At 72.3% G+C, this 12,126-nt stretch carries 10 protein-coding genes; 4 read left to right on the top strand and 6 right to left on the bottom strand.

The features are described from left to right. Positions 1-59: 59 nt before the first annotated feature. The 3 genes from pepN to SRB17_RS05615 form a co-directional block, all read right to left on the bottom strand. The gene (gene pepN / locus SRB17_RS05625) at positions 60-2,576 is read right to left on the bottom strand and encodes an aminopeptidase N (RefSeq protein WP_194293906.1); all 2,517 of its coding nucleotides are present in this window, start codon (positions 2,574-2,576) and stop codon (positions 60-62) included. A gap of 418 nt (positions 2,577-2,994) precedes the next feature. Then, complete coding sequence (locus SRB17_RS05620; RefSeq protein ID WP_153535027.1) at positions 2,995-3,342, bottom strand: chorismate mutase; 348 nt, start codon at positions 3,340-3,342, stop codon at positions 2,995-2,997. A 5-nt stretch (positions 3,343-3,347) separates the two neighbouring features. Continuing rightward, on the bottom strand, positions 3,348-4,265 hold the full coding sequence (locus SRB17_RS05615; protein WP_153535025.1) for a helix-turn-helix domain-containing protein: 918 nt from the start codon (positions 4,263-4,265) through the stop codon (positions 3,348-3,350). A 121-nt stretch (positions 4,266-4,386) separates the two neighbouring features. Here SRB17_RS05615 and SRB17_RS05610 point away from each other — a divergent pair, with 121 nt between their 5' ends. Together SRB17_RS05610 and SRB17_RS05605 are read left to right on the top strand one after the other, a co-directional pair. Beyond that, positions 4,387-6,144 carry a glycoside hydrolase family 35 protein gene (locus SRB17_RS05610; RefSeq protein ID WP_153535023.1) on the top strand — a complete coding sequence of 586 codons (1,758 nt, stop codon included), beginning with the start codon at positions 4,387-4,389 and terminating at the stop codon, positions 6,142-6,144. 58 nt (positions 6,145-6,202) lie between these two features. Continuing rightward, positions 6,203-7,084 (top strand): hypothetical protein, encoded by an 882-nt coding sequence (locus SRB17_RS05605; protein ID WP_323375035.1) that lies wholly within the window; start codon positions 6,203-6,205, stop codon positions 7,082-7,084. A gap of 43 nt (positions 7,085-7,127) precedes the next feature. Here the strand turns inward: SRB17_RS05605 and SRB17_RS05600 are convergent, their stop codons facing one another. Further along, positions 7,128-8,564 carry an MFS transporter gene (locus tag SRB17_RS05600; protein WP_153535021.1) on the bottom strand — a complete coding sequence of 479 codons (1,437 nt, stop codon included), beginning with the start codon at positions 8,562-8,564 and terminating at the stop codon, positions 7,128-7,130. Between the two features lie 117 nt (positions 8,565-8,681). Between SRB17_RS05600 and SRB17_RS05595 the strand changes: the two genes are divergently transcribed. Beyond that, on the top strand, positions 8,682-9,164 hold the full coding sequence (locus SRB17_RS05595) for a MarR family winged helix-turn-helix transcriptional regulator (protein ID WP_153535019.1): 483 nt from the start codon (positions 8,682-8,684) through the stop codon (positions 9,162-9,164). Positions 9,165-9,279: 115 nt separating this feature from the next. Here SRB17_RS05595 and SRB17_RS05590 read toward each other — a convergent pair whose 3' ends face one another. Both SRB17_RS05590 and SRB17_RS05585 read right to left on the bottom strand, forming a co-directional pair. Beyond that, complete coding sequence (locus SRB17_RS05590; RefSeq protein ID WP_323375034.1) at positions 9,280-9,891, bottom strand: TetR/AcrR family transcriptional regulator; 612 nt, start codon at positions 9,889-9,891, stop codon at positions 9,280-9,282. 23 nt (positions 9,892-9,914) lie between these two features. After that, on the bottom strand, positions 9,915-10,640 hold the full coding sequence (locus SRB17_RS05585) for a VWA domain-containing protein (protein WP_153535017.1): 726 nt from the start codon (positions 10,638-10,640) through the stop codon (positions 9,915-9,917). Between the two features lie 136 nt (positions 10,641-10,776). Between SRB17_RS05585 and SRB17_RS05580 the strand changes: the two genes are divergently transcribed. Continuing rightward, positions 10,777-11,643 carry a rhomboid family intramembrane serine protease gene (locus SRB17_RS05580; protein ID WP_323375033.1) on the top strand — a complete coding sequence of 289 codons (867 nt, stop codon included), beginning with the start codon at positions 10,777-10,779 and terminating at the stop codon, positions 11,641-11,643. Positions 11,644-12,126 lie beyond the last annotated feature (483 nt).

The following is a 12,126-nucleotide window of genomic DNA, read 5'->3' as shown; positions in this document are numbered from 1 at the left end:
AAGGCGGTCCGGGCCGGCGCATCGTCCGCAGGGACCAGCCGCGACCCGGGCGGGCGGACCTACTCCGCATCCGCCCCCTGTTCCACCGGCGCCTCGTGCTCACCGCGCGCCCGCAGGGCGCGGGCCAGGTCGTCGAGGCGGTCGGCGAGGGTGCGGCGCAGGGCCGGGGTGGGGTCGGCGCCCTGCAGACAGGCCTCGCCGAGGCGCAGGTTCTCGGTGTCGACGGCATGGGCCGGGAAGGCCCAGCGGGCGGCGGCGGCGGCTATGGCGGGCCCGCGCCGGGCGGCGACGGCGACGGCGTCCGGGTAGAAGCGGGGCACGTACTGCCGTACGAGATCGGCCTGTTCGGGCTGCCAGAAGCCCTGGGCGGTGGCGGTGAAGAGGTAGTTGGACAGGTCGTCGCCGGCGAACATGGCCTCCCAGGCCGCCTGCTTGGCCTGCGGGTCGGGCAGGGCGGCACGGCAGCGGGCGGCGCCCTCCTGGCCGGTGGCGCTCGGGTCGCGTTCCAGCTCGGCGGCGATGGCGGTCTCGTCGGTGGCGCCGAGCACGGCGAGCCGGCCGAGGATGCGCCAGCGCAGTTCGGGGTCGAGTTCCGGGCCGCCGGGCACGATGCCGTCGGCGAGCCAGGCGGCGATGGTGTCGGGGTGGGCGGCCACGGAGATCAGGTGCCGTACGGCGATCAGCCGGAGGCCGGGGTGGTCGCCGTCCTCGGTGCGGCGCAGCAGGTCGCGGCAGAGGGTGGTGAGGGTCGCGAGGGCGGCCGGGCGGTCCTCGGGCTTCAGGTACTGGTCGGCGATCTGGCCGGAGGCGAAGGCGAGGACGCCCTGGACGAGGGCGAGGTCGGTCTCGCGCGGGAGGTGGGCGCGGGCGGTCTCCAGGTAGGCGGCGGGCGCCAGTTCGCCGTCGCGTACGGCGTCCCTGAGGGCGTTCCAGACGACGGCGCGGGTGACTGGGTCGGGCAGGCCGGACAGGCCGGCGCGGATCGTCTCGAAGGACTCGGGGTCGAAGCGGACCTTGGCGTAGGTGAGGTCGCCGTCGTTGGGTACGAGCAGCGCGGGGCGTTTGCCGATGGGCTGCGGGGCGCTGTGCGGGATGTCGAGGTCGAGGCGCTCGCGCAGTACGAGCCGGCCCTGGTCGGCGACGTCGTGGTCGTACAGGCCGGCGGTGAGGCGGTGCGGGCGGCTGCCCGCGCGGTCGACGGTCAGCGTGCAGGTGCCGTCGGCGGTGGAGACGAGGGGGGTGAGTTTGTCCACTCCGGTGGTGCGCAGCCAGCTGTCGGCCCAGGCGTGCACGTCGCGTTCGGTGGCCGAGGCGAGGGAGTCGATGAAGTCGGCGAGGGTGGCGTTGCCGAACTTGTGCCGGTTGAAGTGGGTGTTGATGCCGGCGAGGAAGTCCTTCTCGCCGAGCCAGGCGGCCAGTTGGCGCAGTGCGGAGGCGCCCTTGGCGTAGGAGATGCCGTCGAAGTTGAGCAGGGCGGAGGCGGTGTCGTCGACCTTCTCGGGGGCGACGGGGTGGGTGGTGGGGCGCTGGTCGGCGTCGTAGCCCCAGGCCTTGCGGGTGACGCCGAACTCGGTCCACGGGTCGGTGAAGCGGGTGGCCTCGGCGGTGGTCTGGTAGCCCATGTACTCGGCGAAGGACTCGTTCAGCCAGATGTCGTCCCACCACTTGAGGGTGACGAGGTCGCCGAACCACATGTGGGCCATCTCGTGCGCGATGACCATGGCGCGGGTCTGCCGCTCGGTGTCGGTGACGGCGGAGCGGTAGACGAAGTCGTCGCGGAAGGTGACCAGGCCGGGGTTCTCCATGGCGCCGGCGTTGAACTCGGGGACGAACGCCTGGTCGTAGGAGTCGAAGGGGTAGGGCTCCTCGAACTTCTCGTGGTAGCGGTCGAAGCACGCGCGTGTGACGTCGAGGATCTCGTCGGCGTCGGCTTCCAGGTGGGGGGCGAGGGAGCGGCGGCAGTGGATGCCGAAGGGCAGTCCGCGGTGCTCGGTGCGCACCGAGTGCCAGGGGCCGGCGGCGACGGCGACGAGGTAGGTGGAGATCAGCGGGGTGGGCGCGGCCTGCCAGACGCCGTCGCCGCGGCGCTCGGTGATGCCGTTGGCGAGCACGGTCCAGCCCTCGGGTGCCGTGACGGAGACCTCGAAGACGGCCTTCAGGTCGGGCTGGTCGAAGGCGGCGAAGACGCGCTGGACGTCGTCCATGAACATCTGCGTGTAGATGTACGTCTCGCCGTCGCTCGGGTCGGTGAAGCGGTGCATGCCCTCGCCGGTGCGGGAGTAGCGCATGGCGGCGTCGACGCGCAGCTCGTGCTCCCCGGCGGAGAGGTTCTTCAGCGGCAGCCTGCCGTCGTCGAGGGACTCGGGGTCGAGGGGTTCCCCGTCGAGCGTGACGGCGCGCAACTCCGCGGGCTTCAGCTCCACGAACGTGTCCCCGGCGGTCCGCGCGGTGAACCGGATCACGGTGCGGGAGTCGAAGGTCTCGTCCCCGGTCGTGAGGTCCAGTTCGAGCGTGTAGCGGTGGACGTCGAGGAGCTGTGCTCGGAGCTGCGCTTCATCGCGCGTGAGTGCGGACATGCAGGCCATGCTGCCTGATCGCACTGACAGCGCACAGAGGGTGGCCTGCTTCACGGCTTATGTCCGGCTCGCCGCGCCGCTCCCGGGCCGGCTCCCCGGACCGTTTCCGTACGCTCCCTCGCCACCTCTTGCACGCCACCGACCGACCCCGGACGGTTCCCGACCGCTCCGGACCCTTCCCGCCCGCTCCTTGATCACATGGCCCGCATCCGACCGTTCGCGCCCGAGCCTGAAGGGTTCTCGCTCGCTCTCGACCGCTCCAGTCCGGTCCGGCCTGGCCCCGCCCACGCCGCTGCCGCCCGCGTCCCGGTCGCCGTCCGGCGCCGGTGCGGCGGGGATGCGGCGGGGGTGCGACCGGCCGGGGCCGGTTCCCGAGCGCCCCGCCGGACTCCGGCCCTCTCGGCGGCCGCGGCCGGGATCAGACGTCCGCCTGCTGTCCGTTCGCGGTGTCCTCGGCGATGCGCTCGTGGTGCCGGATCACCTCCGCGATGATGAAGTTCAGGAACTTCTCGGCGAAGCCCGGGTCGAGCTTGGCGTTCTCGGCGAGGCGGCGCAGCCGGGCGATCTGGCGGGCCTCGCGGGCCGGGTCGGCGGGCGGCAGCTGGTGCACCGCCTTGAGCCGGCCGACCTGCTGGGTGGCCTTGAACCGCTCGGCGAGCAGGTGGACGACGGCCGCGTCGATGTTGTCGATGCTGTCGCGCAGCCGCTCCAGTTCCTGGCGGACCTCGGGGTCCACGTCACCGGTTCCGATGTCGCTGGTGGTCATGCACGTCAGCCTATGGGTTCTCCGGGCCGGGCCTCGGGGCTGTCCGGAGAGTGGATCATCGGTGGATCGTCCGGGTCCGGGACCCGGTCGCTCCAGCCGCCGGGCACGCTGCGGCCCTGCTGGGCGCGGAAGCGGACCGGGGCGAGGCCGACGCGGCGGGTGAACAGCCGGGAGAAGTACGCGGGGTCGTCGTAGCCGACGCGGCGGGCGACGGCGGCGACCGGCAGCTCGGTGGCGGCGAGGAGTTCCTTGGCGCGGCCGAGCCGGATCCCGAGCAGGTAGTCCTTGGGGCTGCACCCGGCAGCCCGGCGGACGGCGCTGCGCAGCTCGGCGGGGGTCATGCCGTGCACGCGCGCGTGGTCGGCGACGCTCATCGGCGTACAGGCGTCCCGCGCGAGCGCCTGGAGCACCTGGTCGCCGTCCGGGGCGAGGTCGGCGCGGGCCCTGCGCAGGGCGACGAGGAGCTCGTGCACGGCGGCGCCGGTCTCCACCTCCAGCAGCGGGTTGCCGCGGCGGGCGGCGCGGGCGATGCGGGCGATGACCGCGCGCGGCCCGGAGGCGTCGGAGAGCGGGACGACGGGCCGGTCCGGCTCGACGTAGCCGAGCTCGGTGTACGTCGTCGTCGCGGGCCCTGCGAAGTCGACGAAGCCCTCGTCCCAGCCGGTGTCCGGATCGGGCGCGTAGTGGTGGGGCACGCCGGGGGTGAGCCAGAGCAGCGCGGGCGCGGTGACGGTCGTACGGCGGCCGTCGGCGCCCCGGTACCAGCCGCGGCCCGCGCTGATCACGACGGCGACGTGGTGGTCGAGGGTGCGCGGGCCGACGGTGGGCAGCGCGCCGTGCTGGAGGCCGACGCCGAGGCAGACCAGGCCGAGGCGGTGGTGGGCGGGGGCGGGGCTGAAGAACCGCATCCAGGTCTGGTACATCGGTGCTCCTCCCCGCGTCGGCGACCGCGGTCGTCCGTCCAGGCGTCGCGCGGCGTTTTGTCCAAGCAGTGCCGATCTTCGTCCATGGCGCCGGCCGCCGGAAGGGGTGAGGGTGGGGCGCATGAGCGAGTTCACGGTGGGGGAATCCGACTTCCTGCTGGACGGGCGGCCGGTACGGCTGATGTCCGGGGCGCTGCACTACTTCCGGGTGCACGAGGGGCACTGGCGGCACCGGCTGGGCATGCTGCGGGCGATGGGCCTGAACTGTGTGGAGACGTACGTCCCGTGGAACCTGCACGAGCCGGTGCCGGGCGGCTACCGGGACGTGCAGGCGCTCGGCCGGTTCCTGGACGCGGTGCGGGAGGCCGGCCTGTGGGCGATCGTCCGGCCTGGCCCCTACATCTGCGCCGAGTGGGAGAACGGCGGGCTGCCGTCCTGGGTGACGGGTGAGCCGGGCACGCGCGTGCGCACGCGTGACGAGCGGTATCTGTCCCGTGTGGAGCACTGGTTCCACCAACTGATGCACGAGGTCGTGCCCCGGCAGATCGACCGCGGCGGCCCGGTGGTCCTGGTGCAGGTGGAGAACGAGTACGGCAGCTACGGCAGTGACACCGGCTATCTGGAGGCGCTGGCCGGTCTGCTGCGCGCCGAGGGGGTCACGGTCCCGCTGTTCACCTCGGACGGCCCCGAGGACCACATGCTGACCGGCGGTTCGCTGTCCGGGGTGCTCGCCACGGTGAATTTCGGCTCCCACGCGCGCGTGGCCTTCGAGACGCTGCGCCGCCACCGCCCCGAGGGACCGTTGATGTGCATGGAGTTCTGGTGCGGCTGGTTCGACCACTGGGCCGGCGAGCATGTCGTACGGGATCCGGAGGAGGCCGCGGGCGCGCTGCGGGAGATCCTGGAGTGCGGGGCGTCGGTGAACCTCTACATGGCGCACGGCGGCACGAGTTTCGGCGGCTGGGCGGGCGCGAACCGGGGCGGCGGGGAGCTGCACGAGGGCCCGCTGGAGCCAGACGTGACCTCCTACGACTACGACGCCCCCGTGGACGAGTACGGGCGCCCGACGGAGAAGTTCTGGCGCTTCCGCGAGGTGCTGGCCGAGTACCACTGCGGGCCGCTGCCCGAACCGCCGCCGACGCCGACGCCGTTGGCCCGCCCGGCGGAGGTGAAGCTCGCCGGCTGGGCGCCCCTGGCCGAGGTCCTGGCGGCTCTGGGCGCCGAGGAGAGAGTCGCCCCCCTGCCGCCCACCTTCGAGGAACTGCACGTCACCCGGGGCCTGGTGCGCTATCAGGTGGACGTGCCCGGCCCCCGGCAGCCGTACCCGCTGACCCTGCGCGGACTGCGGGACCTCGCGGTGGTGTACGTCGACGGCGAGCGGGCCGGGGTGCTCACCGAGGAGGAGCCGCAGCTGAAGGAGCCCGTCGCGGGGCCCGCGCGCGTGGAGCTGTGGGTAGAGTCCCTCGGGCGGGTGAACTACGGGCCGCGCTTCGGGGAGGCGAAGGGGATCACGGGCGGCATCCTGCACGAGCGGCAGTTTCTGCACGGGGTACGCGCGCGTGGACTGGATCTGCGCGCGTTCGACGACGGCGTGGACGCGGTGCGGTTCGGCACGCTGCCGCCGGAGGGCGCACCGGGGCTGTACCGGGGCACGGTCGTCGTCCGCGGGGCCGGGGACGCCCGGCTGGAGCTGCCCGGCCGGACGCGCGGGTTCGTCTGGATCAACGGCTTCAACCTGGGCCGCTACTGGTCGGTGGGCCCGCAGCGGTCGCTGTACGTCCCCGGACCGGTGCTGCGGGAGGGCGAGAACGAGGTGTGGGTGCTGGAGCTGCAGGAGACCGGCCCGGACTGCCCGGCGCCTCGCCTCCTGCCGGTGTGACCGGCCGCGCGCCCCGCCTACAGTGGAGAGGGGTTCCGGCGTCTTTGGGGGTGCGGACGTGGCGAACGGCGGACCGGTCCAGCACGGCTGTCCGCACCTGGAGACGGTGCGGGCCGCCATCACCGCGCTGTACAAGCGCCTGTCCTACGACACCGTCCAGACCTTCTCCACCAGCGTGGCCCCGGCCGACGTGGCCTTCTGCGACACCGACGACCTGCATCTGGGCGCGCAGCGGGTGGCCCGCGAGATCGTGCGGCACTTCAGGCTGCCGGACGCGCGGCTGATCGTCGGCTTCCGGGAGATGACCCATGCGGCGAACGTCGAACTGGCGGCGGGTCCCGAGTACTTCGTGGAGCTGAACGACCGTTTCCGCACGCATCGCCGGGACATCGGTGCGGCGCTCGCGCACGAGGTGGCGCACGTGTATCTGCACCGCCTGGACCTCACCTTCCCCACGACGGCGGAGAACGAGATCCTGACGGACACGGTGACGACGTATCTGGGCGCGGGCTGGCTGCTGCTGGACGCCTTCCGGGAGGACGCGGTGTCCTCGCAGAAGCTCGGGTACCTCACCCCGGAGGAGTTCGGTTACGTCCTGGCCAAGCGGGCGCTGCTGTTCCACGAGGACCCCTCGGTGTGGTTCACCAGCCCGCAGGCCTACGACGCGTACGTCAAGGGGATGGCCCTGGCCCGGCGGGACGAACAGCAGCCGCCGCTGACGGGGGCCGGCTGGGCGGGGCGGCGCCGGTACGCCCACGACCGCCGGCACGTCGCCGGCGTCCAGCCGACGGCCCCCTACGCGTTCTCCCCCGACACCGCCGGCCAGCTCCGCGTCTCCTTCTCCTGCCCCACCTGTCATCAGCGGATCAGGGTGCCGGTGAAGGGGCGGGTACGGGCGCGGTGCGGGTTGTGCCGGACGGTCCTGGAGTGCGACACGTAGGGCCACACACCGCCCCTGGGGGCGGACCCCCAGGGGCGGTGTGTCAGCCGAGGTGTTCGGAGGCCGCCCGCCGGGGAAGCGCCGCACACAACCCCCCGCACACAACGAACGCCCCCACCACCCACGGCATCGCATCGCCCAACGCCCCGGTCATCCCCGTGGACACCCGCCCGAAGAACACCGTGCCGACCACGGCGGCACCCACCGCTCCCCCGAACTGCTGGGCCGTGGAGAAGATCCCGGACGCCCCGCCGGCCAACTCCCCCGGCACCGCCGACAACACGACGTTCACCAGCGGCACCACCAGGAACCCGAGCCCGGCACCCGCGACGACCAGCCCCGGCACCAGCGGCCACGCCCCCGTGCGTACGGCCGGCGCGCCGTCGATCACGGACCACACCCAGCCGAAGCCGCCCGCCATCAGCAGCGCCCCGGCACCGAGCACCAGCCGTCCGTACCGTACGGCGAGCCCGTCCGCGGCGGGCGCGGTGAGGAAACCGCCGGCCGAGAAGGCGACCGTCACCAGCCCGGCCTGCATCGGCGTGTACCGCTCGCCGGCCTGCAGCCAGACCGCGAAGACCAGGAAGAAGCCCTGCATGCCGACGGAGAACAGCAGTTGGACGAGCACGCCCACGGAGAACGCGGGCAGCCGGAAGGCGCGGGCCGGCAGCAGCGGCACCGTTCCGGGCCGGTGGCGTCGCGCCTCGTACACGCCGAGTCCCACCACCGCCACCAGCCCCGCGCCGAGGCAGATCCAGCCCCACAGCGGCCAGCCGTTGTCCCGGCCCTGCACCAGCGGCAGCACGATCGCGACCAGGCCGGCGGCCAGCAGCAGGCTGCCCAGGACGTCCGGCCGGCCCGCCGACCGCTCACGCGTGACCGGGACCAGCAGCAGTCCGCCGACGAAGGTCGCCACGGCCACCGGCACGTTCACCAGGAACACCGAACGCCAGCCCCAGCCGAACAGATCGGCGTCCGTGAGCACCCCGCCGAGCAGCAGCCCGACGGCGGAGGCGAAGCCGGCGACGGCGCCGTACATCCCAAAGGCGGCCCCGCGTTCCTTGCCCTGGAAGAGGGTCCGGAACGAGCCGATCACCTGCGGCACCAGCACGGCGGCGAGGACACCCTGGACCGCGCGTGCGGCGATCAGCTGTCCCGGCGACTGGGCGATCCCGCAGGCGAGGCTCGCCAGTCCGAAGCCGGCCGTCCCGGCGAGGAAGAGCGGGCGGCGGCCGATGCGGTCGCCGAGGTGGCCGGAGACGATCAGGGCGGCGGCGAAGCCCAGCAGATAGGCGGAGACGACCCACTGCAGGTCGCTCGCCGAGGCGTGCAGATCCCGGCTGACCGAGGGCACGGCCACGTTCACGATCGTGCCGTCCAGCAGGTCCATCAGCGCCGCGATCATCATCACGACGGCCGCGGCCCAGCGACGCGGATGGGGTTCCGCCGTGGTCGCGGCGGGTTCGGTGAGCGTGGTCATGGAGGTCTCCTCGTCGGCTCCGTTTATTTCGTTCGGACTAACGAAAGAGTCGCATCGGCACGAGACCCGGCGCAAGTAGTTAGTTCGACCGAACGAAATTTTTGCTAACCTGGGAACATGGCCAAGGCAGACGAGAAGCGTGACGAGGCGGCGCGGTCCGAGACGCTGCAGCAGCTGATGGAGGTGGGCCGGGTCCACAGCGGGGTCACGGTGATGTTCCACTCGGCCGTCGCCGCCGAGCAGGGGCTGAACGCGACGGAGGAGAAGACCCTGGACCTCCTCCAGCGGCACGGCGCGCTCACCGCGAAGGACCTCGCCGAGTTGACCGGACTCGCCCCCGCCTCCGTCACCGGACTGATCGACCGGCTGGAGACCAAGGGCTTCGCCCACAGGGTCAAGCACCCGACGGACAAGCGCCGGGTGCTGGTCGAGCTGAACCAGCAGAAGATCGCCGAACTCGCGGTGTTCTTCGAGGACTGGGCGCGGGACATCGTCGAGGCCTGCGAGGAGTTCAGCACGGACGAACTGCGGACCGTCATCCGCTTCCTGTCCGTCATGAGCGAGCGCCAGCGCGCCGCAGCGGCCCGCCTGACCGGCTGAACCTGCGGCGCGCTAGGCCCTGTCGTCAAACTCCAGCCGTCCGCCCGAAGGGCGGGCCCTGCGACGTCAGTGCGCGCATGGCGTCGCGGGGCAGGAGGGAGTTTGACGACAGGGCCTAGGCGCGTACGGCGATCCCGTCCAGCACCATCGACAGATACTGGCGGGCGATCTCCTCGGGGCTGTGCCCGCCGCCGGGCCGGTACCAGGAGGCGGCGACCCACACGGTGTCACGCACGAACCGGTAGGTGAGACGGATGTCGAGGTCGGCGCGGAAGACGTGCTCGGCGACCCCGCGTTCCAGCGTGCCGAGCCATGCCTTCTCGAACCGCGCCTGCGACTCGGCGAGGAACGCGAACCGCTCCTGGGCGACGAGTTGCCTGCTCTCCTTCTGGTAGATCGCGACGGCGGCGCGGTGCCGGTCGATCTCCCGGAAGGACTCGGTGACGAGCGCCTCCAGCGTCTCGCGCGGCCCGAGTCCGGAGCCGAGGACGGTGTCGTAGCCGTCCCACAGCTCGTCGAGGAAGGTCCGCAGGATCTCCTCGAGCATCGACTCCTTGGAGTCGAAGTGGTAGTACAGGCTGCCCGCGAGCATCCCGGCGTGGTCGGCGATCCTGCGGACGGTGGTGGCGTCGTAGCCGTGCTCGGCGAACACCTCGGCGGCGATACCGAGGAGTTCACCGCGCCGGGCCACCGCCGCGGTCACCTGGGGCTTCTTCTTGGTCGGCACGCACCCATTGTTTCAAACACCTGTTAGGGAGTCCGTACGACGCCCGCGGCGCGTGCGGACGTCAGCCACTGCGGGCACTCGCCGACGAGCCGGTCGTACAGTTCGGCGTCGGACAGGTGCCGCGGGTCCTGGCCGGCGTGGAAGAAGCCGGCGTTGTCCACGATCCGCTTGTCCGGTACGGCCAGTTCGTCCAGCTTCCGCAGGAAGTCGAACTGCCGGCTGCCCGGGTCACCGAAGCCGACGAACTGCCAGAACAGCGGCAGCTTGGCCGCCTTGCACAGATGGCGTTCGGCGGCGAGCTTGTTGATCGGGCCGCCGTCGGTCTGGAAGACGACCAGGGCGGGGTCGGTGGCGCCGCTGTCCAGGTAGTGGTCGATGACGGCGTCCATCGCCAGGTGGTAGCTGGTCCTGCCCATGTGCCCGAGCCCGGCCACGATCCGCTCGATCCGGCCCTCGTGGCCGTCGAGGGCGATGTCGGTGACCGTGTCGACGTCCGTGGAGAAGAACACGACCGGTACCCGGCCGTCGTCGTCCAGGTGCGCGGCCAGGCCCAGCACCCGGTCGGCGAGCGTCTGCACGCTGCCGTCCTGGTAGTACGGCTTCATCGAGCCGGAGTAGTCGACCACCAGGTAGACGGCGGCGCGCAGGCCGTCCAGGCCGTGCTTGGTGAGCGACACCCCGGCCGACCGGTAGGCGCCGACGAGCGCGGGCGCGGTCTCCTCCACCTTGCGCAGACTGATCGCGGCCATGGTCCCCCCTCGGCTTTCCGGGAAGCTTATGTGATCACTGGGCCCTGTTGTCGCTCCCGTCACAACAGTTCGCTATTTTGTTCGCCGCCGTCCCCACCGGCTCACCCCGTCCCGATCTTCCTCCAAGGAGCCGGCCGTGACCGCCGAGTCCGCCGTCACCACCTGTTTTCGTCACCCCAAGGTGGAGTCCCACGTCCGCTGCACCCGTTGCGACCGCTACATCTGCCCGGACTGCATGCGGGAGGCGGCCGTCGGCCACCAGTGCGTGGAGTGCGTGAAGGAGGGTGCGCGGTCGGTCCGGCAGGCGCGCACGGCGTTCGGCGGCCGGATCGGCGCGGTGCCGGTGGTGACGTACGTCCTCATCGGTCTCAACGTGCTCGCCTATCTGGCCGAGTTGGCGCGTCCGTCGATCGAGGACCGCTTCGACATGCTCGGCACCGTGCCGGCGGGCTACCTCCCGGAAGGCGTCGCGCACGGCGAGTGGTACCGGCTGCTGACCGGCGCCTTCCTGCATCTGACGCCCGGCGAGGGCACGTTCGGCCTCACCCACATCCTGTTCAACATGCTCGCGCTGTGGAACGTCGGGCGGGTGGTCGAGGCCCAGCTGGGCCGGGTCCGCTATGCCGCCCTGTATCTGCTGTCGGCGCTGGGCGGCTCGGTGCTGGTGCTGCTGCTCGCCCCCGAGACGGGCACGGTCGGCGCGTCCGGCGCGATCTTCGGCCTGGGTGCGGCGTACTACGTGATGGGCCGTCGCCTCGGCTACGACATGCGGGCGGTCAACCAGCACATGGGCGGGCTGCTGGCGTGGCTGGTGATCTCCGCATGGCTGACCTCCTGGCAGGCCCACCTCGGCGGCCTGCTCGCGGGCGGCGTGGTGACGCTGGCCTACGCGTACGCGCCCCGGGACGGCCGGCGCACCCTGGTCCAGGCGGGCGTGTGCGTGGCCCTGCTGGCGCTGCTGCTGGTGCTCACCTGGATGAAGGTGACCTCGCTGACGGCCTGAGCGGGCACGGGAAGACCGGGTGCCCGGCCGAAGGGGCCGACCGTATGCTTCCGGCCATGCCTGAGCAGCCGTGGTTCGTCATCGAACCGGAGGACGACGCGGAGTTCGAGTCACCGATGCCGAGCGCGCCTCCGCGGCCGCGCTGCGGGAACGTACCGCCGGCCGGGGTCTGGGGCCACCGGCACCGTCGAGGAACTGGCCGACCGATCGGCGCGGTGATTCCGCACGGTGCCGGACAAGCCCGTCGTGCTCCACGTCTGGCTGAACGACGACCGGTATGCCCTGATCGCGGCCGGCCAGGTGCACGCCCGTGGCTGGATCCAGACGGTCGGCCTGCCCACGCCCACGCTGTACCAGCACGTCCGCGGCGATCTGGGCCGGGCCGTTCTGCCGCCGGGGGGCGGCCCGTCACCGAGCGCGGGCCCCTCGCGGGCGTCTGGTACGAGTAGCGCCCCTTACCGGACATGCAACGACGCCTGCCCA

This window comes from Streptomyces sp. RB17 (genome assembly GCF_009604455.1).
Lineage (GTDB): Bacteria > Actinomycetota > Actinomycetes > Streptomycetales > Streptomycetaceae > Streptomyces.
This window is presented reverse-complemented; position numbering and strand designations above follow the sequence as displayed.